Annotated in this window: 21 protein-coding genes; 1 reads left to right on the plus strand and 20 read right to left on the minus strand. The window is 70.8% G+C overall.

Annotated elements, in window-relative coordinates; translation table 11 throughout:
• Positions 1 to 34: 34 nt before the first annotated feature.
• The 6 genes from ACFQ7Q_RS27300 to ACFQ7Q_RS27325 form a co-directional block, all read right to left on the minus strand.
• The gene (locus ACFQ7Q_RS27300) at positions 35 to 613 is read right to left on the minus strand and encodes a dienelactone hydrolase family protein (RefSeq protein ID WP_383559624.1); all 579 of its coding nucleotides are present in this window, start codon (positions 611 to 613) and stop codon (positions 35 to 37) included.
• Positions 614 to 630: 17 nt separating this feature from the next.
• Positions 631 to 2,217, minus strand: a complete 1,587-nt coding sequence (locus tag ACFQ7Q_RS27305; protein WP_383559626.1) for a Na+/H+ antiporter — start codon at positions 2,215 to 2,217, stop codon at positions 631 to 633.
• A gap of 148 nt (positions 2,218 to 2,365) precedes the next feature.
• Complete coding sequence (locus tag ACFQ7Q_RS27310) at positions 2,366 to 2,833, minus strand: GNAT family N-acetyltransferase (protein WP_383559628.1); 468 nt, start codon at positions 2,831 to 2,833, stop codon at positions 2,366 to 2,368.
• On the minus strand, positions 2,830 to 3,771 hold the full coding sequence (locus ACFQ7Q_RS27315; protein WP_361433021.1) for an RluA family pseudouridine synthase: 942 nt from the start codon (positions 3,769 to 3,771) through the stop codon (positions 2,830 to 2,832). Before ACFQ7Q_RS27315 ends, ACFQ7Q_RS27310 begins: the two co-directional genes overlap by 4 nt.
• Positions 3,772 to 3,788: 17 nt before the next feature.
• On the minus strand, positions 3,789 to 4,367 hold the full coding sequence (lspA, locus tag ACFQ7Q_RS27320; protein WP_383559629.1) for a signal peptidase II: 579 nt from the start codon (positions 4,365 to 4,367) through the stop codon (positions 3,789 to 3,791).
• A gap of 85 nt (positions 4,368 to 4,452) precedes the next feature.
• Positions 4,453 to 5,346: a TraR/DksA family transcriptional regulator gene (locus ACFQ7Q_RS27325; RefSeq protein WP_383559630.1), complete on the minus strand. Its 894-nt coding sequence runs from the start codon at positions 5,344 to 5,346 to the stop codon at positions 4,453 to 4,455.
• A 593-nt stretch (positions 5,347 to 5,939) separates the two neighbouring features.
• Between ACFQ7Q_RS27325 and ileS the strand changes: the two genes are divergently transcribed.
• Positions 5,940 to 9,071 (plus strand): isoleucine--tRNA ligase, encoded by a 3,132-nt coding sequence (gene ileS, locus ACFQ7Q_RS27330; protein ID WP_383559632.1) that lies wholly within the window; start codon positions 5,940 to 5,942, stop codon positions 9,069 to 9,071.
• A gap of 465 nt (positions 9,072 to 9,536) precedes the next feature.
• Here ileS and ACFQ7Q_RS27335 read toward each other — a convergent pair whose 3' ends face one another.
• The 14 genes from ACFQ7Q_RS27335 to ACFQ7Q_RS27400 form a co-directional block, all read right to left on the minus strand.
• On the minus strand, positions 9,537 to 10,637 hold the full coding sequence (locus tag ACFQ7Q_RS27335; RefSeq protein ID WP_383559634.1) for a DivIVA domain-containing protein: 1,101 nt from the start codon (positions 10,635 to 10,637) through the stop codon (positions 9,537 to 9,539).
• A 55-nt stretch (positions 10,638 to 10,692) separates the two neighbouring features.
• Positions 10,693 to 10,983: a YggT family protein gene (locus tag ACFQ7Q_RS27340; RefSeq protein WP_019885526.1), complete on the minus strand. Its 291-nt coding sequence runs from the start codon at positions 10,981 to 10,983 to the stop codon at positions 10,693 to 10,695.
• Between the two features lie 78 nt (positions 10,984 to 11,061).
• Positions 11,062 to 11,682 (minus strand): cell division protein SepF, encoded by a 621-nt coding sequence (locus ACFQ7Q_RS27345; protein WP_376444664.1) that lies wholly within the window; start codon positions 11,680 to 11,682, stop codon positions 11,062 to 11,064.
• Between the two features lie 124 nt (positions 11,683 to 11,806).
• Positions 11,807 to 12,526 carry a YggS family pyridoxal phosphate-dependent enzyme gene (locus ACFQ7Q_RS27350; RefSeq protein ID WP_383559636.1) on the minus strand — a complete coding sequence of 240 codons (720 nt, stop codon included), beginning with the start codon at positions 12,524 to 12,526 and terminating at the stop codon, positions 11,807 to 11,809.
• A gap of 1 nt (position 12,527) precedes the next feature.
• Positions 12,528 to 13,235 (minus strand): peptidoglycan editing factor PgeF, encoded by a 708-nt coding sequence (gene pgeF / locus ACFQ7Q_RS27355; RefSeq protein ID WP_383559637.1) that lies wholly within the window; start codon positions 13,233 to 13,235, stop codon positions 12,528 to 12,530.
• Positions 13,236 to 13,252: 17 nt separating this feature from the next.
• Positions 13,253 to 14,458 carry a cell division protein FtsZ gene (gene ftsZ, locus ACFQ7Q_RS27360; protein ID WP_383559639.1) on the minus strand — a complete coding sequence of 402 codons (1,206 nt, stop codon included), beginning with the start codon at positions 14,456 to 14,458 and terminating at the stop codon, positions 13,253 to 13,255.
• A gap of 280 nt (positions 14,459 to 14,738) precedes the next feature.
• Positions 14,739 to 15,539 carry a cell division protein FtsQ/DivIB gene (locus ACFQ7Q_RS27365; RefSeq protein WP_383559640.1) on the minus strand — a complete coding sequence of 267 codons (801 nt, stop codon included), beginning with the start codon at positions 15,537 to 15,539 and terminating at the stop codon, positions 14,739 to 14,741.
• A 71-nt stretch (positions 15,540 to 15,610) separates the two neighbouring features.
• The gene (gene murG / locus ACFQ7Q_RS27370; protein ID WP_383559642.1) at positions 15,611 to 16,705 is read right to left on the minus strand and encodes an undecaprenyldiphospho-muramoylpentapeptide beta-N-acetylglucosaminyltransferase; all 1,095 of its coding nucleotides are present in this window, start codon (positions 16,703 to 16,705) and stop codon (positions 15,611 to 15,613) included.
• 6 nt (positions 16,706 to 16,711) lie between these two features.
• Complete coding sequence (ftsW, locus tag ACFQ7Q_RS27375) at positions 16,712 to 18,049, minus strand: putative lipid II flippase FtsW (protein WP_383559644.1); 1,338 nt, start codon at positions 18,047 to 18,049, stop codon at positions 16,712 to 16,714.
• A 55-nt stretch (positions 18,050 to 18,104) separates the two neighbouring features.
• The gene (gene murD, locus ACFQ7Q_RS27380) at positions 18,105 to 19,556 is read right to left on the minus strand and encodes a UDP-N-acetylmuramoyl-L-alanine--D-glutamate ligase (RefSeq protein ID WP_383559646.1); all 1,452 of its coding nucleotides are present in this window, start codon (positions 19,554 to 19,556) and stop codon (positions 18,105 to 18,107) included.
• Positions 19,538 to 20,608 carry a phospho-N-acetylmuramoyl-pentapeptide-transferase gene (gene mraY / locus ACFQ7Q_RS27385; protein ID WP_383559648.1) on the minus strand — a complete coding sequence of 357 codons (1,071 nt, stop codon included), beginning with the start codon at positions 20,606 to 20,608 and terminating at the stop codon, positions 19,538 to 19,540. Before mraY ends, murD begins: the two co-directional genes overlap by 19 nt.
• Entirely contained in the window at positions 20,605 to 22,029 is a 1,425-nt protein-coding gene (gene murF, locus ACFQ7Q_RS27390; protein WP_383559650.1) for a UDP-N-acetylmuramoyl-tripeptide--D-alanyl-D-alanine ligase, read from the minus strand. The genes mraY and murF overlap by 4 nt, the downstream gene beginning before the upstream one ends.
• Before the next feature lie 4 nt (positions 22,030 to 22,033).
• The gene (locus ACFQ7Q_RS27395; RefSeq protein ID WP_383559652.1) at positions 22,034 to 23,716 is read right to left on the minus strand and encodes a UDP-N-acetylmuramoyl-L-alanyl-D-glutamate--2,6-diaminopimelate ligase; all 1,683 of its coding nucleotides are present in this window, start codon (positions 23,714 to 23,716) and stop codon (positions 22,034 to 22,036) included.
• A 16-nt stretch (positions 23,717 to 23,732) separates the two neighbouring features.
• On the minus strand, positions 23,733 to 25,721 hold the full coding sequence (locus tag ACFQ7Q_RS27400; RefSeq protein ID WP_383559670.1) for a peptidoglycan D,D-transpeptidase FtsI family protein: 1,989 nt from the start codon (positions 25,719 to 25,721) through the stop codon (positions 23,733 to 23,735).
• Between the last annotated feature and the right edge of the window lie 4 nt (positions 25,722 to 25,725).

The following is a 25,725-nucleotide window of genomic DNA, read 5'->3' on the forward strand; positions in this document are numbered from 1 at the left end:
GCGGGAGAGCCCCCGCCGCGCCCTTCCGTACGTCCTACAGACTCTCCAGGAACGCCAGCGCGATCGTCCACGTCTGCTCGGCGGCGCGCTCGTCCCAGTCCGGCAGCTCCGGATCGGTGTAGAGGTGCCCGGCCCCGGGGTAGCGGTAGACCTCCACGTCCGCCCCCGCCTTGCCCATCCGCAGATACCAGGACGTCAGCCAGTCGTGCGATTCGAAGGGGTCCGGGTCGGCGATGTGCAGCTGTACGGGAAGGTCGTCGGCGGTCGCGCTCTCCGCGATGTCCGAGGTGCCGTGGAGCAGCAGCAGTCCGCGCGCCTTGTCGTCGCCCAGCGCGAGGGTCTGCGCGACGGAGGCGCCGAACGAGAAGCCCGCGTAGAGGAGCCCGCGCTCGGAGTACGGAGCCGCGGCCAGGATCGCGCGCTTCAGCAGCTCGTCCTTGCCGATCTCCTCCTTGATCGCCATGCCCTCTTCCACGGTCTCGGCGGTCCGGCCCTCGAAGAGGTCGGGCACGTGCACCAGGTGCCCGGCGGCCCGCAGCCGTTCGGCCGCGGCCTCCACCGCCGGACGCAGACCGTAGGTCGAGTGGAAAAGCATGATGTCCATGCGGTCCATCCTGCCAGCCGGCCGCGTCACCTCATGCTGCGCACGTCCAGGTGGCGCAGCACCCTGTCGACCACCTCGGGATCGGTGCCGGGCTCGCTCCGCGCCGAGAGCACCTCGTGGCGGGCGGCCGACATCATCTCCCGCTGGATGCGCTGCACGGCCTTCAGGCGCCCGGCCCGCTCGGTGAACGCCGCCCGGCGTTCCTCGTCCAGCATGTCGGGACTGATCCGCGCCCCGATGTCGAACGCCCCGCGCAGCAGCCGCTCCTGGACCTCCTCGGGCAGCTCCTCCACGTCCTCGATCTCCTTGAGCCGGCGCCTGGCCGCCTTCGCCGCGCGGAGCGCGAGGTCACGTTCCAGGGCCCGCTCGGCGTCCGTGTCCGCCTGCACCCCGAGCCGCTTGACCAGCCAGGGCAGGGTGAGGCCCTGGAGGACCAGAGTGGTCATGATCACACAGAAGGCGATGAAGACGATCTCGTCCCGGCCGGGGAACGGCGAGCCGTCGTCCGTACGCAGCGGGATGGCGAGCGCCAGCGCCACCGAAGCCACCCCGCGCATCCCTGACCACCACATGACGACGGTCTCCCGCCAGCTCATGGGGATCTCCTCGTCGTAGTCGCGGCGGGTGTGCAGCCGCTTGGCCAGCCAGGTGGCGGGCATCAGCCACAGCAGCCGTACGCCGATGACGACACCGGTCACGGCCGCGCCCCAGCCGAGCATCTCTGCCAGGCGGCCGTCGCTGGTGCCGAAGACGACGTGCAGTTCGAGCCCGATCAGTCCGAACGCGATGCCCGTGACCAGGGTGTCGACGATCTGCCAGAACGCCTGTCCGGCGAGCCGGCCCATGACGTCGTCGGCGTCGAACGCGTGCTCGGCGAGGAAGAGGGCGACGACGAGGACGGCGAGCACGCCGGAGCCGCGCAGCTCCTCGGCGAGGACGTAGGCGACGAAGGGGACGAGGAGGGTGAGGCCGGTCTGGAGGGTGGGCTCGCCGAGCAGCCCCATCAGCTTGTTGCTGAGCCAGCCGAGGACGAGCCCGACGACGATGGCGACGACGGCCGAGAGGACGAGATCGGCGCCCGCGCCCTCCCAGGAGAACGAGCCGCCGACGGCCGCGCCGATGGCCACGTGGTAGAGCACGATCGCGGTGACGTCGTTGAACAGCCCCTCGCCCTCCAGGATCGAGACGAGTCGGCGCGGCAGCCCGAGCGAGCCGGCGACGGCGGTCGCCGCGACCGGGTCGGGCGGCGCGACGAGCGCGCCGAGCGCGACGGCGGCGGCGAGCGGAAGCCCCGGGACGAGCGCGTGGGCCATGGCGGCGACCGCGGCCGTGGTGACGAAGACCAGGGCGACGGCGAGCAGGAAGATGGGCCGCCGGTTGGCCGCGAACTGGCGCCAGGACGTGCGTTGCACGGAGGCGTAGAGAAGCGGCGGCAGGACGAGCGGAAGGATGTACTCGGGCGGGATCTCGACGTTGGGTACGAAGGGCAGGAAGGCCAGCACGATCCCGACGAGGGTCATGAGCACCGGGGCCGGCAGCCCGAGCCGGTCCCCGAGCGGCACGGTGAGCAGCGCGCCGAGCAACAGCAGGAACAACAGGGCCAATTGGTCCACGGTGAGCCCTCCCGGCCTGGCGGCACGGTCGATGATCGGGTCTCAACCCTGCCATGGCCGGGAACGAATCCACCCAAACCCGCCGTGCGGCGCCGCTCACGGGCGGGCCCAGGAGGGAACGCCCCTCATGAGCCCGCGCGGAGGCTCCCTAGAGCACCCGCCGCATCGCGCGGTGCGGAATGCCCGCGTCCTGGAACTCGGGGCCGTACGCCTCGTAGCCGAGCCGCTCGTAGAAACCGAGCGCCTGGGTCTGGGAGTGGAGGTCCACGGCCGCGAGCCCGCGCGCACGGGCGGCGTCCTCGATGGCGCGGACGAGCGCCACGCCGACCCCGAGGCCGCGCGCGGCCTTGGTGACCGCGAGCCGCCCCAGCGAGCCCACGGACGTGTCGCCGCCGGTCTTGCCGACCGCGTCCTCGCCGTGGATCAACCGTCCGGTGCCCAGCGGCAGTCCGTCCTCGCGGACGGCGAGGACGTGCACGGCCGTCTCGTCGTACCGGTCGTACTCGATCTCCTGCGGCACCCGCTGCTCGACCACGAAGACGTCCCGTCGCACCGCGAAGCAGGCTTCGCGGTCCTCGGGACCGCGCACCTCCCTGACCGAGAACCCCGTGGTCACGCGCTCTCCGCCGCGATCCGGTCCAGGGCGTTCTGCAGGTCCGCCGGGTAGGTGCTCGCGAACTCGACCCAGCGCCCGTCCGACGGGTGCTCGAAGCCCAGCCGTACGGCGTGGAGCCACTGCCGCGTCAGACCGAGCCGCTTCGCCATCGTCGGATCGGCGCCGTAGGTGAGGTCGCCGACGCAGGGGTGGCGGTGGGCCGACATGTGCACCCGGATCTGGTGGGTGCGGCCGGTCTCCAGCTTGATGTCGAGCAGCGAGGCCGCGCGGTACGCCTCGATCAGGTCGTAGTGCGTCACCGAGGGCTTGCCCTCGGCGGTGACGGCCCACTTGTAGTCGTGCTGGGGGTGGCGGCCGATCGGCGCGTCGATGGTGCCGCTCATCGGGTCCGGGTGGCCCTGGACCAGCGCGTGGTAGCGCTTGTCGACGACCCGCTCCTTGAACTGCGCCTTGAGCAGCGTGTACGCCCGCTCCGACTTGGCGACGACCATCAGGCCCGAGGTGCCGACGTCGAGCCGGTGCACGATGCCCTGGCGCTCGGCGGCACCGGAGGTGGAGATGCGGTAGCCGGCGGCGGCGAGGCCGCCGATGACCGTCGTTCCGGTCCAGCCCGGGCTCGGGTGGGCGGCCACCCCGATCGGCTTCATGATCACGACGATGTCGTCGTCGTCGTGGATGATCTCCATGCCCTCGACGGGCTCGGCCACGATCTGCACGGGCGCCGGGGCGCCGGGCATCTCGACTTCGAGCCAAGCGCCACCGCTCACCCGCTCGGACTTGCCGACGACGGCGCCGTCGACCTGGACCTTCCCGGAGGCGGCCAGCTCGGCCGCCTTCGTACGGGAGAACCCGAACATGCGGGCGATGGCGGCGTCGACGCGCTCGCCCTCCAGGCCATCGGGAACGGGCAGGGTGCGGATCTCGGGACTCGTACTCACCTGTCGAGTATGCCTTGTCAGTCCTTGTGGACGGTGCCGTCCGGGTCCAGGCCCCGGAAGGACAGGATCACGATCAGGAAGCCGCCGCAGACGATCGCCGAGTCCGCGAGGTTGAAGACGGCGAAGTGGGCCGGCGCGATGAAGTCGACGACCGCGCCCTCGAAGACGCCCGGCGAGCGGAAGATCCGGTCGGTCAGGTTGCCCAGCGCACCGCCCAGGAGCAGGCCCAGGGCGATGGCCCACCACGTGCTGTAGAGCTTGCGCGCCAGCCTGGCGATCACGACGATCACCGTCGCCGCGATGAACGTGAAGATGATCGTGAAGGCCTCGCCCATGCCGAAGGCCGCACCCGGGTTGCGGATCACGTGGAACGTCAGCAGATCCCCGACGACCCGGATCGGCTCGCGGCCCTCCAGTTCGGCGACCACGAGCAGCTTGCTGCCGAGGTCGAGCAGGTACGCGAGCAGGGCGACCACGAAGAGCGCGATGATCTTGCGCTTGCCCTTGGGCCGCTCCGCGGGGGCCGCGGCCTCGCCGTCCGCCGCGCCGTCCGCGTCTGAATCCGGCGTACCGATGATGCGCTCCGCCTCTGCCACGTGAGTCCCTCAACCTAGGTGCCCTGACTGTGCACGAGGGTACGTCACGCCTCCATGGCACCGTCAGGGCAGCCGGGCACGGAATTCAGCCGCGACGCTCCTGCTTCTGCTTGTCCTCGACGCACAGGGTGGCCCGCGGGAACGCCTGCATCCGCGCCTTGCCGATCGGCTTGCCGCAGACCTCGCAGAGCCCGTAGGTGCCCGCGTCCAGCCGCTCCAGGGCGTGCTCGGACTGCTCGAGCATCTCGCGGGCGTTGGCTGCCAGGGCCAGCTCGTGCTCGCGCGTGATGTTCTTGGTGCCGGTGTCGGCCTGGTCGTCGCCGGCGCCGTCGCCGGAGTCCCGCATCAGTCCGGTCAGCTCCTCCTTGGAGTGGAGCAGCTCGGCCCGGAGCCTGAGCACCTCGCTCTCCAGCTCGGCGCGGGCCTCGGCGACCTCCTCGGGCGTCCAGGGGTCCTCGCCGGGGCGCACCGCGAGCTCGCCGGTACGGGCCGTGGGGACCGCGGCGTCGTTCTCGGCCGTCGTGACGCCACCCGCGGTCTTCTTCGCTGCCACCGTCCTGGCTCCTGTCTGCTTCACCTGCGCCGCGGACGCGGCCTTCTCCGTGACCGCGGCCTTCTTGGCCGGGGCTTTCTTCGCCGCCGGGGACTTCTCGGCCGCCGGGGCCTTGCTTGCGGCCGAGGACTTCCTGGCCGCCGTGGACTTCCTGGCCGCGTCGGCCTTCTTCGCGGCCGTCTCCTTCGCCGGGGCCTTGCCCTTCTTCGCGGCCGGAGTCCTCTTCGCGGCCGTCTTCCGCTCCGGAGCCGCCTCCTCGGCCGTGGCCCCGGGCGTCTTCTTCGCCGTGCTCTTGTGTGCCGGGGCCACCGCGTTCGCCTTCTTCGTGACCGTCGTCTTCTTCCCGGTGACGTCCTTGGCCGCCCCGCCCACACCGGCGGTACCGGCGGTCGAGGTCTTCTTCGCGGCGGTCTTCTTCGCCACCATGTCGCGGCCCCTTCACATTTTGTGATCTTGCTCGCGAATCGTGCTGGGACGATAAATCGGCCCAAGGCTCGCGGCAACGGGGCACGCCGCCGTTTCGCACCCGCCCATGCCCGCGGCATGGCCTGCCTGCCTCCGTTGTGCCCAGCTCCCCGCCCGGTGAATCCGCCCCGTCGCCACGGCCGAAGTCCGGTGGTGGCCGTATGGCCATTCGGGTCACGCCGGACACCCCGGCGAGCCGCCGGAAAAGCGGTCTGCCGACCCCCTCCCCGCCCCGTACACTTGGGGGTGCCCCCTCGCTCGAGCGAAGCCGAGAGCTTGGGGGAAGAGCGAAAGGCTTGGATGGGGACGAGTAGCGTCGTACGCAGCCATGAGCGACCCGGGGACGGTGAGAGCCCGGGGGCCAGCCCGATGTGAAGGATCACCCCGGAGCCGCCGGAAGAAAGCCGTCAGGCGACTAGACCCGGCATCGCGACCCCAATGAGGGGGCCACGGGCATGCGCCCGGGGCCAAGGAGGGTGGTACCGCGGGAGCCGCGCAGCACGGCGCTCTCGTCCCTCCGGACGGAATCGAAGCAGTCCGCCGGAGGAAGATCGATGACGCAGTACCGCCAGGTGCCCGCCCAGGTCGACCTGCCCGCGCTCGAGCACGCCGTGCTCGATTTCTGGCGCGAGAGCAAGGTCTTCGCCAAGACCCTGGAGCAGTCCGAGGGCCGCCCCGAGTGGGTGTTCTACGAGGGCCCGCCCACCGCCAACGGAATGCCCGGCGCCCACCACATCGAGGCCCGCGTCTTCAAGGACGTCTTCCCCCGCTTCCGGACCATGCGCGGCTACCACGTGGCCCGCAAGGCCGGCTGGGACTGCCACGGCCTCCCGGTCGAGCTCGCCGTCGAGAAGGAGCTCGGCTTCGCCGGCAAGAAGGACATCGAGGAATACGGCATCGCCGCGTTCAACGACAAGTGCCGCGAGTCCGTGACCCGCCACACCGACGCGTTCGCCGACCTGACGACGCGCATGGGCTACTGGGTCGACCTCGACGACGCGTACCGGACGATGGACCCCGAGTACATCGAGTCGGTCTGGTGGTCGCTCAAGCAGATCTTCGACAAGGGCCTGCTGGTCCAGGACCACCGCGTCGCCCCCTGGTGCCCGCGCTGCGGCACCGGCCTCTCGGACCACGAGCTGGCTCAGGGCTACGAGACGGTCGTCGACCCCTCCGTCTTCGTCCGCTTCCCGCTGACCTCCGGCCCGCTCGCGGGGCAGGCGTCGCTCCTGGTCTGGACGACGACCCCCTGGACCCTGGTCTCCAACACGGCCGTCGCGGCCCACCCCGAGGTCACCTACGTCGTCGCCACCGACGGCGACGAGAAGCTCGTCGTCGCCGCGCCGCTGGTCGACAAGGCGCTCGGCGAGGGCTGGGTGACCACGGGCGAGTCCTTCACGGGCGCGGAGATGGAGCGCTGGACGTACCAGCGCCCCTTCGAGCTCGTGGAGTTCCCGAGCGAGGCGCACTACATCGTCAACGCCGAGTACGTCACGACCGAGGACGGCACGGGTCTGGTCCACCAGTCCCCCGCCTTCGGTGAGGACGACCTCAAGGTCTGCCGCTCCTACGGCCTGCCGGTCGTGAACCCGGTCCGGCCCGACGGCACCTTCGAGGAGGACGTGGCGCTGGTCGGCGGCGTCTTCTTCAAGAAGGCCGACGAGCAGCTGACGGCCGACCTGGACGCGCGCGGCCTGCTCTTCCGCCACGTCCCGTACGAGCACAGCTACCCGCACTGCTGGCGCTGCCACACGGCGCTGCTCTACTACGCGCAGCCGTCCTGGTACATCCGTACGACCGCCGTGAAGGACCGCCTTCTCGAGGAGAACGAGAAGACGAACTGGTTCCCGGACTCGGTCAAGCACGGCCGCTTCGGCGACTGGCTGAACAACAACATCGACTGGGCGCTCTCCCGCAGCCGCTACTGGGGCACCCCGCTGCCGCTGTGGCGCTGCGAGGACGACCACCTGACGTGCGTGGGCTCGCGCGCCGAGCTGACCGAGCTGACGGGCACGGACCAGTCGGAGCTCGACCCGCACCGCCCGTACATCGACGCGGTGACCTTCCCCTGCCCGAGCTGCTCGAAGCCGGCGACGCGCGTGCCGGAGGTCATCGACGCCTGGTACGACTCGGGCTCGATGCCGTTCGCGCAGTGGGGCTACCCGCACAAGAACAAGGAACTCTTCGAGTCGCGCTACCCGGCGCAGTTCATCTCGGAGGCGATCGACCAGACGCGCGGGTGGTTCTACACGCTGATGGCCGTCGGCACGCTCGTCTTCGACAAGTCCTCGTACGAGAACGTGGTCTGCCTCGGCCACATCCTCGCCGAGGACGGCCGCAAGATGTCCAAGCACCTGGGCAACACCCTGGAGCCGATCCCGCTGATGGACCAGCACGGCGCGGACGCGGTGCGCTGGTTCATGGCGGCCGGCGGCTCGCCGTGGGCGGCGCGCCGGGTCGGCCACGGCACGATCCAGGAAGTGGTGCGCAAGACCCTCCTCACCTACTGGAACACGGTCGCCTTCCAGGCGCTGTACGCCCGTACGTCGGGCTGGGCGCCGAGCGCGTCCGACCCGGCGCCGGCGGAGCGCTCGGTCCTGGACAAGTGGCTCCTGTCCGAGCTGAACACGCTGGTGTCCGAGACCACGCAGGCGCTGGAGTCGTACGACACGCAGCGGGCGGGCAAGCTGATCTCGTCGTTCGTGGACGACCTGTCGAACTGGTACGTGCGGCGCTCGCGCCGGCGGTTCTGGCAGGGCGACGCGGCGGCGCTGCGTACCCTCCACGACGTGATCGAGACGGTCACCCGGCTCATGGCCCCGCTCACGCCGTTCATCACCGAGCGGGTGTGGCAGGACCTGGTGGTGCCGGTGACGCCGGACGCCCCGGAGTCGGTCCACCTCTCGACGTGGCCGGAGCCGGACCTGTCGCTCGTCGACCCGACGCTTCCCGCGCAGATGACGCTCGTCCGCCGCCTGGTGGAGCTGGGCCGGGCGACGCGGGCGGAGTCGGGTGTGAAGACCCGCCAGCCGCTCTCCCGGGCGCTGGTGGCCGCGTCGGGCTTCTCGGAGCTCTCCCCGGAGCTCCAGGCCCAGATCACGGAGGAGTTGAACGTCACCTCGGTGGCGTCCCTCTCCGAGGTCGGCGGCTCGCTGGTCGACACCACGGCGAAGGCGAACTTCCGGGCGCTGGGCAAGCGCTTCGGGAAGGGCGTCCAGGACGTGGCGAAGGCGGTCGCGGCCGCGGACGCGGCGGCGCTGTCGCTGGCGCTGCGGAGCGGCGAGGCGACGCTGGAGGTCAACGGCGAGACGATCACGGTCGGCCCGGACGAGATCATCATCACGGAGACCCCGCGCGAGGGCTGGTCGGTCGCGTCGGACGCGGGCGCGACGGTGGCGCTGGACCTGGAGATCACTCCGGAACTCCGCAAGGCGGGTCTGGCGCGTGACGCGATCCGTCTGATCCAGGAGGCCCGCAAGAACAGCGGCCTGGACGTGGCGGACCGGATCGCCCTGCGCTGGACGTCGGCCTCCCCGGAGACGGCGGAGGCGCTGACGGCCCACGCGTCCCTGATCGCGGACGAGGTCCTGGCGACGGACTACGCGACGGGCCAGGCGGACGACACGTTCGGCACCCCGTTCACGGACGAGGGCCTGTCCCTGACGTTCCGGCTCCGCAAGGCATAACGGCGACACGAAGCGGCCCGGCCCCTACGGGGTGCCGGGCCCTTTCGTTCCCTCGTCCCGAAGCCCTGACGGGCTGGAGGCCCGACGCCGCCGCCGCGGCGCAGAACCCGGCGGCACGTGGCACGACCCCCGACCTGGGCACACGCCCCAGGCGGCACAGACCCTGCGACGCCAAGCCGTCGCCGTCCCTGACACACACCCGCGGGCGGCACACGCCCTGGGGCGCGAAGCCGCCGCCCACCACGGGACGGCTCCCGGCGCGAAGCTGCCGGCCTCTCGGTGCCGTGGGGGCGGAGCCCCAGTTCGGGAGGGGGCGGGGTGGGGAAGGAGCCCGCCGCAGGCGCCCCCCGCCCCCCGCACGCACCCCGCAGACCCGCCCATGGCAAAAGGCCGGGCCCCTGGTTTCCCAGGGGCCCGGCCTTCAGCCTGCCGACGGCTACGCGCTCATCGCGCGACCGGCCGCCGTCAGTTGTCGTCCTCGTCGATCAGGAAGCCGCGCATCGGCGCCGGCGCCTGCTGCATCGGCTGCGGTGCCTGCGGGCGGACCGGAGCCATCGGCTGCGTCATCGCGGGGGACATCTGCTGCTGGCCGCCGTAGGACGGGGCACCGCCCATGGACGGCGCGCCGCCCATCGTGCCGTTGCCGCCGTACGACGGGGCGCTCGCGCCCGCCGAAGCCATCGACGGGGCCGGCGGCAGCGAAGCCGTGGCCGGCGTCCGCGGCGGAGCCAGCGAGTCGTCCGCCTGGGTCTCCAGCTGACGCAGCTGCGACTCGAGGTAGGACTTCAGGCGCGTGCGGTACTCGCGCTCGAAGCCGCGCAGGTCCTCGACCTTGCGCTCCAGCGTGGCGCGAGCGGACTCCAGCGAGCCCATCGCGACGCGGTGCTTCTCCTGCGCGTCCCGCTCCAGCGCGTCCGCCTTGGCGCGGGCGTCCCGCTCCAGGCCCTCGGCGCGCGAGCGCGCCTCGCCGACGATCTTGTTGGCCTCGGAACGGGCCTCCGCGATCGCCTGGTCGGCCGTCTGCTGGGCCAGCGAGAGGACACGCGCGGCGCTGTCGCCACCCGGACCCTGCTGCGGCTGCTGCATCGGCTGCTGCATCTGCTGCTGCGGGTGACCCATGGGGCCGCCCATCGGCTGACCCATCGGGCCGCCCTGCATCTGGCCGGGGCCGGGGCCCATCGGACCACCCTGCATCGGGCCGGGGCCGTGGCCACCGGGACCGGCGGGGAGCTGCGGCGCACCGGACGGCAGCTGCGGCGGGCCCATCTGCGGGGGCTGCTGCTGGACCGGCGGTCCGGATATGGCGGCGGGCACGGGGGCACCGGGACCGACGGGACGATCCTGCGGCTCCGGCGGCTTGCGCATACCCTGCTGCTGCTGGTTCTGCGCGGCGGCACGCGTCGCCGCGGCCAGCTTGGCGCGCAGGTCCTCGTTCTCGCGGAGCAGGCGGGTCAGTTCGGCTTCGACCTCGTCGAGGAAGGCATCGACCTCGTCCTCGTCATAGCCTTCTCGAAGGCGGACGGTCGTGAACTGCTTGTTCCGCACGTCCTCGGGGGTCAGCGGCATCTCTTCTTCACCTCTACGTAGTCGTCGGCAGTCGGCAAGACCGTATCGTCCACATTCACCTCGCGAAGCTGCTCACGATGGAGATCAGGATGTAGACGATGATCATCAGAACGAAGAAGGACAGGTCGAGTGCCACGCCCCCGAGACGCAGCGGCGGAATGAACCGCCGCAGAAGCTTGAGCGGTGGATCGGTGACAGTGTAGGTGGCCTCCAGAACGACCACCATCGCCTTACCGGGTTGCCATGAACGGGCGAACTGGAAGACGTAGTCCATGACCAATCGGAAGATCAGCACGATGAGGAAGCACATCAGAGCGATGTAGACCACTTGTAGTGCGACGCCCATCCCGCGCTTCCCTCTCCCCTGGCTCTCGTGCTCTCGCTTGTCCGGCCTCGCGGCCGGGCCGTTCCGGTCTCGTAGTTCTCAGCTCTGGTTGAAGAATCCGCCCTCTGCGATGCGGGCCTTGTCCTCCGCCGTGACATCGACGTTAGCAGGCGACAACAGGAACACCTTCTGCGTCACGCGCTCAATGCTGCCATGGAGCCCGAAGACGAGTCCGGCGGCAAAGTCGACAAGTCGCTTTGCATCGGTGTCGTCCATCTCCGTGAGGTTCATGATCACGGGTGTGCCCTCACGGAAGTGTTCCCCGATGGTACGGGCCTCGTTGTACGTCCTGGGGTGCAGAGTCGTGATGCGGTAGGGCTCCCGCTCGGACACAACCTTGGGCATGATCACCGGTGCGTTCTTCTCCATGCTCGGACGTTCGGGTGTGATGGATGCCACGGGGGCAATTCGGGCCGGACGTCCACTCTCGGCGGGTACCGGGACAGAATGGGACACCGGTTCGCGCGGGGCCGGCGGCTGCACCACTCGTACCGGTTCCTCCCGCTCGATCTGCCGCGGGGGCTGGTGGCGCCGTTCACGCTCGGGCTCGGGTTCCAGCTCGGGTTCGAAGTCGTCGTCGGGGTCGAAGCCCCGGCCGTCGTACCCATCGTCCTCCACGAGGCCGAGGTAGACCGCCATCTTGCGCATCGCGCCGGCCATTCTCTGAGTCCTCCGCTCTGTGGTGGATCGGCATCGTCACCAAGTGCCCGCGATCCACGAGGCCTGCCCGCCGATCAGCGGGAATGACCATATTTTCTGCTGTGGTCCGACTTGCTTCGCGACGTTACCCGAGCCTGGGGCGGACACCCAGTACCGCCGTACCGATGCGCACATGTGTCGCTCCGGCCGCCACGGCCTCCTCGAGGTCCGCACTCATCCCCGCCGACACCATGTTCGCAGCAGGACGGTTCGCGCGCAGGACAGTCGACAAATCCATCATGCGGTCGAACGCCGCACGTTGGCGCCCCGCGAAGGGGCCGGCGAGCGGCGCGACGGTCATCAGTCCGTCAAGCCTCAGCCCCGGCGCGGCGTCCACCGCGGCGGCCAACTCCTCGATGCCGTCCGGCGACACGCCGCCGCGCTCGCCCCGCGCGCCCGACTCGGCGTCGAGTGCGACCTGGACGAGGCAGCCGAGTTCGCGCCCGGCCTTCTCCGCCGCCGCCGACAGGGCGGTGACGAGCTTCAAACGGTCGACGGACTGCACCACATCCGCATAACTCGTCACAGATCGGACCTTGTTGGTCTGCAACTGGCCGACGAAGTGCCAGCGCAGGTCCAGATCCGCGCAGGCCGCGGCCTTGGGGGCGGCGTCCTGGTCCCGGTTCTCGGCGACATCCCGCACGCCGAGTTCGTGCAGCAGTCGCACATCGCTCGCGGGGTAGGTCTTGGTGACCACGATCAGGGTCACATCCGCCCGCTTACGTCCGGCGGCGGCACAGGCGGCAGAGATACGTTCCTCCACCCGCGCCAGATTTTCGGCGAGTTCCGACTTACGGTCCGTCATATCAGTCCAACCAGACATATCCCGCGAGTCGCCCCGTGGTGCGATCGCGGCGGTACGAGAAGTGGTCGCCCGACTCGCGGGTGCAGACCTCACTGGCCCGCCGGTCCCGGATCCCCGCCCGCTCCAGCTGGGCGTGGACTCCGGCGGTGACGTCGACGGCCGGGGTGCCCCAGCTCGTCTCCGCGAAGGCCGCCGGCTCGACGGCCGCGACCTCCGCCCGCATCTCGGCGGGCACCTCGTAGCAGCGCCCACAGACCGCGGGGCCGGTACGAGCGGCGATACGGGCGGGGTCGGCGCCCAAGTCGATCATGGCCCGCACAGCGGCCGGTACGACCCCAGCGACCATCCCCGGCCGCCCCGCGTGGGCGGCGGCCACGATCCCCGCGACGGGGTCGGCGAGGAGGACCGGGGTGCAGTCGGCGGTGAGGACGGCGAGGGCGAGTCCGCGCCGGGCGGTGACGATCGCGTCGACGGCCGGGATCCGGTCCGTCTCCCACGGCCGGTCGACCACCGCGACGTCCGCGCCGTGGACCTGGTTCATCCAGACCACGAGCGCCGGGTCGAGCCCCAGCTCCTCCGCCACCCGCGCCCGGTTGGTGCGTACCGCCTCGGGATCGTCCCCCACCGCGCCGCCGAGGTTGAGCTCCTCGTACGGAACGGCGCTCACCCCGCCCCACCTGTCGGTGAAGGCGAAGTCAGCGCCGCTCACGGGTTCGAGCTTCTCTATCACTTCAGGAAGTCCGGCACGTCCAGCTCTTCGGCCTGGGTGTCCGGGTACGGGCGGGCCGTCGGGACCACCGGCGGGGTGACCGGCGGAAGCGGGGACTCGTGGGCGGCCGGGGCCGGCTCGGCCGGAGCCGGCTCGTCCCGGGGGGCGACGGTGCCGAGGCCGCCGAGCGGGCGCTCGGTGGCGCGCGGCGCCGGGGCCGGCTCCTCGCGCTTGGCCGAGGCCGAGCTGAGGATGTTGTCCCGGCGGGCCGGCGGCTGGCCGCCGTCGAAGCCGGCCGCGATGACCGTGACCCGTACCTCGTCGCCCAGCGCGTCGTCGATGACGGCGCCGAAGATGATGTTGGCCTCGGGGTGCGCGGCCTCGCTCACCAGCTGCGCGGCCTCGTTGATCTCGAAGAGACCGAGGTCCGAACCGCCGGAGATGGAAAGCAGGACGCCGCGGGCGCCGTCGATGGACGCCTCCAGGAGCGGCGAGGAGATCGCCATCTCGGCCGCCGCCACCGCGCGGTCGTCGCCGCGGGCGGAGCCGATGCCCATGAGAGCCGAACCGGCCTCGGACATGACCGACTTGACGTCGGCGAAGTCGAGGTTGATCAGACCGGGGGTGGTGATGAGGTCGGTGATGCCCTGCACACCGCTCAGCAGCACCTGGTCGGCCGACTTGAAGGCGTCGAGCACGGAGACCTGGCGGTCCGAGATCGAGAGCAGCCGGTCGTTCGGGATGACGATGAGGGTGTCGACCTCTTCGCGGAGCTCGGCGATGCCGTCCTCCGCCTGGTTGGCCCGACGGCGTCCCTCGAAGGTGAACGGCCGGGTGACCACACCGATCGTCAGGGCGCCGAGCGAGCGCGCGATGTTGGCCACGACGGGTGCGCCGCCGGTGCCGGTGCCGCCACCTTCGCCGGCGGTGACGAAGACCATGTCGGCCCCCTTGAGGACCTCCTCGATCTCCTCACGGTGGTCCTCTGCCGCCTTGCGACCGACGGCCGGGTTCGCCCCGGCCCCGAGGCCGCGGGTGAGTTCACGACCGACGTCGAGCTTGACGTCGGCGTCGCTCATCAACAGCGCTTGCGCGTCCGTGTTGATCGCGATGAACTCGACGCCCTTGAGACCGACCTCGATCATTCGGTTGATGGCATTGACACCACCGCCGCCGACACCGATGACCTTGATGACTGCGAGGTAGTTCTGCGGTGCTGCCACGTCGAAGGCCTCTCGCCTCGAGTTACGTGTCGCCGCTTCGCGGTGGTAGTCGCGCTGCGACGACGGATGCCGATTGGGACGGTCCGAAACGCCGACCCAAACCCTAACGTTGAAGTTTAGGGTTACCAGTGTCTCTGTTCGCTGGACTCTTCCGAACAGGACACTAAGTCGACAAGTGGCGCACGTTCAACGAACACGCCGAACCTCCCGTTTTTCTTTTCACCCTATGTGATCACCCGTAGCGCTGGCCAACCAGGGTGCTGGCCAGCACTGATGAGCGTCAACTCTTCGACGCGGCGGGCGCCGTGGGGGCGCTTACATCGAAGTGCCCCGCTTTGGGCGTTGCTTTCATCAGCGCCGTGAGTACACGCGCCTTGACGGCACCGTCCTCGCCGCTGCCCCAGAGGACCGTGCGACCGCCGCCGAGCTCCAGAGTGATGGAGTCGTACGAGACGACCTTGACGACACGAGTGTCCCGGGCGATCTTTTCCGGGAGTTCGCCCGTCACGCCCACCGCTTCGCGCAGGAGCCGGTCCGCGTCGAAGCGGCGCAGGCTCGCCGAGGAGTCGATGTCGAGGACGAGCTTCGGTACGCCTGGGGGCGCTTTGTCCACGGTCGCGAAACGGGTTCCGGTGGAGTCCACTTCCGTGAACTTTCCATCCTTTTCCACCAGCAGAACCGGCTGCCGTTCCGTCACTTTCAGACCGATTCCGTGCGGCCAGGACCGGACGACCTCCACCGTGTCGATGCGGGGCAGTTTCCGGATGAGTCGCGCCTCGATCGCGTCCGTGTCGACGGAAACGAGCGGGGATCCGATCGGTACGGCGGCGGCCGTTTCCACCTCGTGAAGGGTCAGAACCTGGATGCCGGAGGTGTCCACCCGCTCCACGCGCAGCCAGGACGAGCCGTAGAGCGCCCAGATTCCACCGGCCGCGATCACGAGAACGGCCAGGGCGATCAGCAGGAGGCGCGGCCCGGGCACCCGGAAGCCACTGCTCCGGGTGCCCGTGCGGGACGGCCGTTCCGACGACCCCTTCGGCGTTCTCGTGCCGTTCTTCTCGGCGGTCGTCGGTCCAGCCACCTGGCGTCCCCTTCGTCGTTCCGCCTCGGCTCGCCGCCGGGGCGCTCGCCGTTCCGCTTACGCCCCGCGCGCTACGCCTGACGGCGTGCGGCGATCGCCTCGTACACCATGCCGACGAGCAGGTCGTCGGCGTCCCTGCGGCCGAACTCGGCCGCGGCGCGGGACATCTCGTACAGCCGGTGCGGATCGGCGAGAACGGGCAGGACGTTGCCCTGCACCCACTGCGGCGACAGTTCCGCATCGTCGACGAGCAGACCGCCGCCCGCCTTGACCACCGGCTGGGCGTTGAGCCGCTGTTCGCCGTTGCCGATCGGCAGCGGGACGTAGGCGGCGGGCAGCCCGACGGCGGAGAGTTCGGCGACGGTCATCGCACCCGCGCGGCAGAGCATCATGTCGGCGGCCGCGTACGCGAGATCCATCCGGTCCACGTACGGTACCGGGACGTACGGCGGCATCCCGGGCATGTTGTCGACACGGGGCACCTCGTTCTTCGGGCCGACCGCGTGCAGGATCTGGATGCCGGAGCGCTGGAGCACCGGTGCGATCTGCTGGACGACCTCGTTGAGCCGGCGTGCGCCCTGCGAGCCGCCGGAGACCAGCAGCGTCGGCAGGTTGGGGTCGAGACCGAAGGCGGCGCGCGCCTCGGGCCGGACCCTGGCCCGGTCGAGGGTGGCGATGGTGTGCCGCAGCGGGATGCCGATGTAACGGGCGTTGCGGAGCTTGGAGTCCGGGGTGGCGACGGCGACCCCGGCCGCGTACCGCGAGCCGATCTTGTTGGCCAGGCCGGGCCTGGCGTTGGCCTCGTGGACCACGATCGGCACCCCGAGCCGTTTGGCCGCCAGATAGCCGGGCAGCGCCACGTAGCCACCGAAGCCGACGACACAGTCGGCCTTGGTGCGCTCCAGGATCTGCTCGGCAGCCTTGATGGTGCCGCGCAGCCGCCCGGGGACGGTGATCAGCTCGGGGGTGGGCTTGCGCGGCAGCGGCACGGCGGGGATGAGAGCCAGCTCGTAGCCCCGCTCGGGCACGAGCCGGGTCTCCAGCCCCTTCTCCGTGCCGAGCGCCGTGATTCCCACGCTCGGGTCCTGCCTGCGCAGGGCGTCCGCGAGGGCGAGCGCGGGCTCGATGTGGCCGGCGGTCCCCCCACCGGCGAGTACGACATGCACCGAAATTCACCGCTCTCCGGACGGACGCTTCTTGACGCGCCGTCGCATCGACTTCCATCTCACCCCGGCCCGCCTACCCCAGCCGGGGCGCCGCATGGCCAGGGCCGCTTTCGCGGCGGGTTCCTGTCGCGCGAAGGCGATGAGGAGCCCGACGGCGAACATGGTCGGCAGCAGGGCCGACCCTCCGTAGGAGAACAGCGGGAGCGGGACTCCGGCGATCGGCAGCAGACCGAGCACCGCACCGATGTTGATCACGGCCTGCGCCGTGATCCAGGTGGTCACGCCTCCCGCGGCGTACCTCACGAAGGGGTCCTCCGTGCGTCCGGCCACGCGGATACCCGCATAGCCTAGAGCCGCGAACAGGGCGAGTACCGACAGCGTCCCCGCCAGACCCAGTTCCTCCCCGGTGACGGCGAAGATGAAGTCGGTGTGCGCTTCGGGTAGTTGGCCCCATTTTTCCACACTGGCACCCAGTCCGGATCCGAACCATCCGCCCGAGGCCAGAGCATAGATGCCGTGCGCGGCCTGGAGGCAGGGCGCACCCTCTCCCCCGGGGTCGGTGGCGCCGATGCAGGCGAATCGCTTCATCCGGTTGGAGCTGGTCTTGATCAGCAGGAAGCCGATCACGCCGGCCACGGCGAGCACCCCGACGAAGAGCCGGGTGGGCGCGCCGGCCGTCCACAGCAGGCCGAAGAGGATCGCGGTGAGGACGATGGCCGTGCCCATGTCCCCGCCGAGCATGATCAGTCCGAGGAGCAGGAACGCGCCTGGCACCAGGGGCACGAGCATGTGCTTCCACTGCGTGAGCAGTTTCATGTCCTGTTTGCGGGCGAGCAGATCGGCGCCCCACAGGATGAGCGCCAGTTTGCCGAACTCGCTGGGCTGCAGCATGAAGGGGCCGCCCAGTGAGATCCAGTTCTGGTTGCCGCCGACCGCGCGCCCTATCCCCGGGATCTGGACGAGCACCATCAGGAAGACGGCGCCGACCAGGATCGGGTACGCGAGCGCCCGGTGCAGCTTCACGGGCATCCGGGAGGCCACCAGCAGGAGCGCCGTGCCGAGGACCGCGGCGAAGAACTGCTTGCGGAAGAAGTACGAGGGCACGAGGTCGTACCGCAGCGCCGTGATCATCGAGGCGGAGTAGACCATCACCAGGCCGAGGGTGGTGATGAGCAGCGCGGCACCGAGGATCACGTAGTACGCGGTGAGCGGGCGGTCCCAGGCGCGGCGGGCCTGCTCGTACATCCGCCGTACGCCGCCGCGCGAGGCGCGCGGCGGCGTGGGGGCCCGGCCTCCGCCGCGTACGGCGGACGGCCGGCGAGTCCCGGCGGTTCTGCTCGGCATGGTCGCTGTCCCCTCCAGTCGTGCCCGGCGCTGCCGGACCTTCTCGCTGGTCAGGTCAGACGCGCCCGGTGGCGGCGAGGGTGCGGACCGCGTCCGCGAACGCCTCGCCCCGCTTGTTGTAGTTGGCGAACATGTCCATCGAGGCGCAGGCCGGGGCCAGCAGAACCGTGTCGCCCGGCCGGGCGAGCCGGGCCGCCTCCTGGACCGCCGCGGACATCGCCCCAGTGTCGGTCCGGTCGAGGTCGACCACCGGTACCTCGGGGGCGTGTCGCGCCAGGGCTTCGCGGATCAGCGCGCGGTCGGCGCCGATCAGCACGACCCCGCGCAGCCGCTCCGCGGACTTCGCGACGAGCTCGTCGAAGGTCGCGCCCTTGGCGAGGCCGCCGGCGATCCAGACGATCGGGTCGTAGGCCGCCAACGAGGCTTCCGCGGCGTGGGTGTTGGTCGCCTTGGAGTCGTCGACGTAGACGACGCCCTGGACGTCCTCGACCAGCTCGATGCGGTGCGGGTCGGGCCGGAAGGCCCGCAGTCCGTCCCGTACGGCCCTCGGCTCGACACCGAAGGCGCGGGCCAGGGCCGCCGCGGCGAGCGCGTTGGCGACGTTGTGCGGGGCCGGCGGGTTGACGTCCGCGACCTCGGCCAGCTCCTGGGCCTGCTTCTGCCGGTTCTCGACGAAGGCCCGGTCGACGAGGATGCCCTCGACGACACCGAGCTGGGACGGGCCCGGGGTGCCGAGGGTGAAGCCGATGGCGCGGCAGCCCTCCTCGACATCGGCCTCGCGGACCAGATCCTCGGTGGCCTTGTCGGCGACGTTGTAGACGCAGGCGACGGTGTTGCCCTCGTAGATCCGGCCCTTGTCGGCGGCGTACGCCTCCATGGAGCCGTGCCAGTCGAGGTGGTCGGGCGCCAGGTTGAGCACGGCGGCCGAGTGGGCGCGCAGGCTCGGCGCCCAGTGCAGCTGGTAGCTGGAGAGTTCGACGGCGAGCACGTCGTAGGTCTCCTCGCCGAGGACGGCGTCGAGGAGCGAGACGCCGATGTTCCCGACGGCCGCGGTCCGCAGGCCCGCGGCCTCCAGGATGGAGGCGAGCATCCGTACGGTCGTGGTCTTGCCGTTGGTGCCGGTCACGGCGAGCCAGGGGGCGGCGTCGGGGCCGCGCAGTCGCCAGGCGAGCTCGACGTCGCCCCAGATCTCCACGCCCGCCTCGGCGGCGGCCGTGAACAGCGGCTTGTCGGGCCGCCAGCCGGGGGTGGTGACGATCAGCTCGGTGCCCTCGGGCAAGGTCGCCCCGTCGCCGAGGCGGACGGTGATGCTTCCGCCCTCGGCACGCGCCGCCGCCCAGGATTCCAGCTCGGCGGCCTGTGCCCGGGAGCGCTCGTCGTCGCCGTCGTTGACGACGGTCACGAACGCGCCGAGGCCGTGCAGGACGCGGGCGGCCGGGATTCCGGAGACTCCGAGGCCCGCGACGGTGACCCTCTTGCCGTTCCAGCTCACTTTTCGGCTGCCCATCCCGCGTAGAAGAGGCCCAGACCCACGATCACGCACATGCCCTGGATGATCCAGAACCGGACCACCACGAGGACTTCGGACCATCCCTTGAGTTCGAAGTGGTGCTGGAGCGGGGCCATCCGGAAGACGCGCTTGCCCGTCATCTTGAACGAACCGACCTGGATGACCACGGACATGGTGATCAGCACGAACAGGCCGCCGAGCAGGGCGAGCAGCAGCTCGGTACGGGAGCAGATGGCGAGACCGGCGAGGGCGCCGCCGAGGGCCAGCGAGCCGGTGTCGCCCATGAAGATCTTGGCCGGCGAGGTGTTCCACCACAGGAAGCCGAAGCAGGCACCCATGAGGGCGGAGGCGACGACCGCGAGGTCGAGCGGGTCGCGCACCTCGAAGCAGGCGTTGGGGTTGGTCAGGGTCACCGCGTTGGCGCAGGACTCCTGGAACTGCCACAGGCCGATGAAGGTGTACGCGCCGAAGACCATCACCGACGCGCCGGTGGCCAGGCCGTCCAGACCGTCCGTCAGGTTCACGCCGTTGGACATGGCCAGGATCATGAAGAGCGCCCAGACCACGAACAGCACCGGCCCGATGGCCCAGCCGAAGTCGGTGATGAAGGAGAGCTTCGTGGAGGCGGGGGTGAGCCCGCGCAGGTCCGCGAACTGCAGCGAGAGCACGGCGAACGCGATGCCGACGATCAGCTGGCCGGCCATCTTCGCCTTGGCCCGCAGACCCAGCGAACGCTGCTTGACGATCTTGATGTAGTCGTCGAGGAAGCCGACCAGGCCCATGCCGGCCATCAGGAAGAGGACCAGCACACCCGAGTACGTCGGGTCCTCACCGGTGATGACCTTGGCGAGGGCGTACGCGATGAGCGTGGCCAGGATGAAGGAGATACCGCCCATGGTGGGCGTGCCCTTCTTGCCGGCGTGGCCGCGCGGGCCGTCGTCCCTGATGAACTGTCCGTACCCCTTGCGGGCAAGGAGCTTGATGAGCAGCGGAGTGCCGATCAGGGTCAGGAAGAGCCCGATGGCCCCCGCGAAGAGGATCTGCCTCATCGGCCGGCAACCTCGCTCCCGGAGTCGAGCAGTGCCAGGGCGACCTGCTCCAGACCGACCGACCTGGAAGCCTTCACAAGGACGACATCCCCCGGGCGCAGCTCACTGCGCAACAGGTCGACCGCTGCCTGCGCGTCGGACACGTGCACCGACTCCTCACCCCACGAACCCTCGTTATATGCGCCCAGTTGCAACCAGGACGCTTCCCTGTCCCCGACCGCCACGAGCTTGCTGACGTTGAGTCGGACGGCGAGCCGCCCGACCGCGTCGTGCTCGGCGAGCGATGCGTCACCGAGCTCGGCCATCTTGCCGAGCACCGCCCACGTGCGGCCCCCCTGGGCCTGTGCGGCCCGGCCCATGGCCGCGAGCGCGCGCAGCGCGGCTCGCATGGACTCGGGATTCGCGTTGTAGGCGTCGTTGACGATCGTCACGCCGTCCGGACGCTCGGTGACCTCCATGCGCCAGCGCGACAGGGTGCCTGCCTCGGAGAGCGCGGTGGCGATCTCCTCGACGGCCATGCCCAGCTCATGGGCGACGGCGGCCGCGGCGAGCGCGTTCGACACGTGGTGCTCACCGTACAGGCGCAAGGTCACGTCACTGCACCCGGTGGGTGTGTGAAGACTGAAAGAGGGCTGTCCGTTCTCTGTGAGCCGGACATTCTCGGCACGTACGTCGGATTCGCGTGCCTCTCCGAAGAGGATCACGCGGGCCCGGGTGCGCGCGGCCATGGCCCGGACGAGCGGGTCGTCGGCGTTGAGGATCGCCACACCGCCCTTGTCGGCCGGGGGGAGCGCCTCGACGAGTTCGCCCTTGGCCTGGGCGATCTGCTCGCGGCCGCCGAACTCGCCGATGTGGGCGGTGCCCACGTTCAGGACGAGTCCGATGCGCGGCGGGGTCAGTCCGGTGAGGTAGCGGATGTGACCGATGCCGCGAGCACCCATCTCCAGGACCAGGTGCTGGGTCTCGTCGCTCGCGCGGAGCGCCGTCAGCGGCAGCCCGATCTCGTTGTTGAGCGAGCCGGGCGTCCAGACGGTGGGCGCGTGGCGCTGCAGGACCTGGGCGATCAGGTCCTTGGTGGAGGTCTTGCCGGCGGAGCCGGTGAGCGCGACGACATCGGTGCCGAGGCGTTCGACGACGGCACGGGCGAGGGCACCGAGCGCCGCCTGGACGTCGTCCACGACGATGGCGGGCACGCCGACGGGGCGGGCGGCCAACACGGCCACCGCGCCCGCTTCGACGGCGCGCGTCGCGTAGTCGTGGCCGTCGACCTGTTCACCGGCGAAGGCGGCGAACAGGCTGCCGGGCTTCACCTCACGGGAGTCGATGACGACGGGACCGGTGACCTGGACGGCCGGATCCGGTATGTCGTACGACTGCCCGCCGACGATTTCGGCGATCTCGGCGAGGGAGAGGGCGATCACTGCTTCATCCCTGACTGTTCTTGTGGCTGGCTACGTCCGGCTGATCGGCACGCCGCGCCATGAGCGCATCGCGCAGGACCAGGCGGTCGTCGAAAGGACGGACCACGCCGGCGATGTCCTGGCCCTGCTCGTGGCCCTTGCCGGCGACGAGCACGGTGTCGCCGGGCTGTGCGCGGGCCACGGCCGCGGCGATGGCGGCGGCCCGGTCGGCGTCGACCAGGACGTCGCCGCGCTCGTGGGCGGGCACCTCGGCGGCGCCCGCGAGCATGGCGGCGAGGATCGCGAGGGGGTCCTCGGAACGGGGGTTGTCGGAGGTCAGTACGGCGGTGTCGGCGAGGCGCGCCGCCGCGGCGCCCATCGGGCCGCGCTTGGTGGTGTCCCGGTCGCCTCCGCAGCCGAGGACGACGTGCAGCTTGCCCTCGGTGACCTTGCGCAGCGAGCGCAGGACCGATTCGACGGCGTCCGTCTTGTGGGCGTAGTCCACGACCGCGAGGTACGGCTGGCCGGCGTCGACCCGCTCCAGGCGGCCGGGGACACCGGCGACGGCGGCGACGCCGTCGGCGGCGGTCTGCGGGTCGATCCCGGCGACGGCGAGGGTGACGATCGCGGCGAGCGTGTTGGCGACGTTGAACGGGCCGGGCAGCGGCGCGGTGGCGGCGATCCGCTCGCCCTGGGGGCCGATGACGGTGAAGGTCGAGCCGACCGCGCCCAGCGCGACGTCCTCGGCGCGCCAGTCGGCGTCCGGGTCGCCCTCGGCGGAGAAGGTGACGACCGGGACGGACGCCTCCTTCGCGAGCCTGCGTCCGTAGGAGTCGTCGAGGTTCACGACGCCCCGTTTGCTGCGCTCGGGCGTGAACAGCCGCGCCTTCGCCCCGAAGTAGTCCTCCATGTCGGAGTGGAACTCCATGTGCTCGGGGCTGAGGTTGTTGAAGACGGCGACGTCGAAGACGCAGCCGTCGACCCGGCCGAGCACGAGGGCGTGGCTGGAGACCTCCATGGCGACCGCCTCGACGCCGCGCTCGCGCATGACCGCGAACAGCGCCTGGAGGTCGGTGGCCTCCGGGGTCGTGCGTTCCGACTTGATGCGCTCGTCGCCGATCCGCATCTCGACCGTGCCGATGAGGCCGGTCTTCCGCTCGGCGGCGCGCAGCCCTCCCTCGACCAGGTAGGCCGTGGTGGTCTTGCCGGAGGTGCCGGTGATGCCGATCTGGAGCAGGTCCGTGCCCGGTCGGCCGTAGATCTCGGCGGCGAGCTCGCCCATCCGTCCGCGCGGGTTCACGACGACCAGGACCGGCAGGCCGGTCGCGGCGGCACGGTCGGCGCCGGACGGGTCGGTGAGGATCGCGGCGGCGCCGAGTCCGGCGGCCTGGTCGGCGAAGTCGGCGCCGTGCAGCCGGGCTCCCGGCAGTGCGGCGTAGACGTCCCCGGGGCGTACCGCCCGCGAGTCGTGGGTGATGCCCGTGACGTCCGTGTCCGTGTCGGCGGGCGTCTCGACACCGAGCCGGGCGGCCAGGTCGCCCAGGGGTGTCGGGCGGGCCTGCTCCGGGCGGGGCGGGGTGGTTCGGTACTGATCAGCGTGTGGCACGGCGGTGAGCGTACCGGGCCCACCCGCCGAGGGGCCAAAAGAGGCTCGGGCCTCGCCGGAGTTCGATTTCCGGTTCCCGGAATCCGGGGTGATCGTGGTCACTGGTGCTCCCGGGGTGTCACTCGCTGTCCTTGAAGATGACCGGCAGACGGGCGGGCTCGCTGCCCGTCGGAGCCACGTGGAGGGTCTTGAGGGCGAACTCCATGACCTTCTTGTAGATCGGGCCGCAGATCTGGCCGCCGAAGTAGTTGCCCTTGGTGGGGTTCTGGATGGCGCAGTAGACCGTGATCTGCGGGTTGTCGGCGGGTGCGAAGCCGGCGAAGGAGGCGGTGTACCCCTTGTAGCGGCCGAGTTCGGGGTCGACGCGGTTGGCGGTTCCGGTCTTGCCCGCGACCCGGTAGCCGGGGATGCGGGCCTTGGTGCCGGTGCCCTCCTCGTCGCCGACCACGGACTCCAGCATCGTGGCGAGGGTCTTCGCGGTCTTCTCGCTGACCACCCTGGTCTGCTCCGGGGCGGGCGCCGGGGTGAACCGGCCGTCGGGCCCCTTGGTGCCGCGGACGAGCGTCGGCTCGATCCGTACGCCTCCGTTGGCGATGGTCGAGTAGACCGACGCGGCCTGCATGGCGTTGATCGACAGGCCCTGGCCGAACGGGATCGTGTACTGCTGCGAGGTCGACCAGTCCCCCGGCTTGGCGAGGATGCCCGGGGTCTCGCCGGGGTAGCCGAGCCCGGTGGGGCTGCCGATGCCGAACTTGCGCAGGTAGGAGTGGAGGACCCGGTTGGACTCGGCCTGGGTCTTCCCGAGCTGGCCGGTGGCGAGGATCGTGCCGATGTTGCTGGACTTGGCGAGGACGCCGTTGAGCGTCAGGTACCAGGTGCGGTGGTCGATGTCGTCCTTGAAGAGCCGGTCCCCGCGGTGCAGCCGGTTGGGCACGACGACATGGGTGCCGGGGGTCGCGACGCCCTCTTCCAGGACGGCGGCCATGGACATGACCTTGCTGGTGGAGCCGGGTTCGTAGGCGTCCTGGAGGGCGGCGTTGCCCATCGCGGCGGAATTGGCCGCGGACAGGTCGTTGGGGTCGAAGCCGGGGGCGTTGGCCATGGCCAGGACCTCGCCGGTCTTCGTGTTCTGCACTATGACGTAGCCGCGGTCGGCCTTGGACTTCTTCACCTGCTCGGTGATGGCCTGCTGTGCGGCCCACTGGATGTCCCGGTCGATGGTCAGCTCGATGTCGGAGCCGGGTACGGCCGGGGTGCCCCGGGAGCCGGCGGTCGGCACCTGGCGTCCCCCGGACTCGGCGAACCTGATCTTGCCGTCCTGGCCCGCGAGATCCTTGTCGAGCATCGACTCCAGGCCGCCGGCGCCGCGGCCCTCGGCGTTGACGTACCCCAGTATCCCGGCGGCGAGCTCCCCGTTGGGATACACACGCTTGGTGCTGGGCTCGCTCACGATGCCGCCGAGGAGATTGACGCCGTTCCCGCCCTCGGAGCGCGCGGACTTCTTCGCGTAGACCTTCTTGAGGTCCTTGATCTGGTTCCAGACCTGCGGGGTCTGCTTGCGGGCGAGCAGGATGTAGCGGGACTTGGGGGTGCGGAGCTTCTTGGCGAGGTCCGCGGGCTGCTTGCCCAGGAGCGGCGCGAGGAGCGCGGCGGCCTGCTCGGGGGCGTCCTGGACCTTGCTCTCCTCGGGGGTGAAGAGCAGCGGGTCGGCGATGATGTCGTACGCGTCGACGCTGGCGGCCAGTGCGATGCCGGAGCGGTCGGTGATCTCGCCGCGGTCCGCGGAGAGCGTGTACTCCTGGTAGCGGTGCGACTCGGCCTTCGCGGCCAGCGCGCTGGCGTCGACGGCCTGCACCTGGAGCAGGCGGACGACGAAGGCCAGCATCACGAGCGTCAGCCCGAGGGAGACCAGTCGCAGCCGGGGTTTGGGGCTGCCGAGCCGGATGGTGCGCGGCCTCGCCGGCGGCCTCGGGGCCGGCCTGCGCGCGGGGCCCGAGCGGGCTCCGGGGCGCGGGGCGGGCCGGGCCTGCCTGCCCTCGGGGGGCCGGGGGCGGGCGGACCGGGCGGGGCCGGGCACCCGGCGGCGCGGGGGCTCCTTGGAGGGCACTGCG

Source organism: Streptomyces sp. NPDC056527, from assembly GCF_042794475.1.
Taxonomy (GTDB): domain Bacteria; phylum Actinomycetota; class Actinomycetes; order Streptomycetales; family Streptomycetaceae; genus Streptomyces.

Coding starts and splice junctions, on each gene's coding strand:
- ACFQ7Q_RS27300 (WP_383559624.1), bottom strand. CDS start 613: ATGGACCGCATGGACATCATGCTTTTCCACTCGACCTACGGTCTGCGT.
- ACFQ7Q_RS27325 (WP_383559630.1), bottom strand. CDS start 5,346: ATGGTGGCGAAGAAGACCGCCGCGAAGAAGACCTCGACCGCCGGTACC.
- ileS (WP_383559632.1), top strand. CDS start 5,940: ATGACGCAGTACCGCCAGGTGCCCGCCCAGGTCGACCTGCCCGCGCTC.
- ACFQ7Q_RS27335 (WP_383559634.1), bottom strand. CDS start 10,637: ATGCCGCTGACCCCCGAGGACGTGCGGAACAAGCAGTTCACGACCGTC.
- ACFQ7Q_RS27340 (WP_019885526.1), bottom strand. CDS start 10,983: ATGGGCGTCGCACTACAAGTGGTCTACATCGCTCTGATGTGCTTCCTC.
- ACFQ7Q_RS27345 (WP_376444664.1), bottom strand. CDS start 11,682: ATGGCCGGCGCGATGCGCAAGATGGCGGTCTACCTCGGCCTCGTGGAG.
- ACFQ7Q_RS27350 (WP_383559636.1), bottom strand. CDS start 12,526: ATGACGGACCGTAAGTCGGAACTCGCCGAAAATCTGGCGCGGGTGGAG.
- ftsW (WP_383559644.1), bottom strand. CDS start 18,049: ATGCCGAGCAGAACCGCCGGGACTCGCCGGCCGTCCGCCGTACGCGGC.
- murD (WP_383559646.1), bottom strand. CDS start 19,556: ATGGGCAGCCGAAAAGTGAGCTGGAACGGCAAGAGGGTCACCGTCGCG.
- mraY (WP_383559648.1), bottom strand. CDS start 20,608: ATGAGGCAGATCCTCTTCGCGGGGGCCATCGGGCTCTTCCTGACCCTG.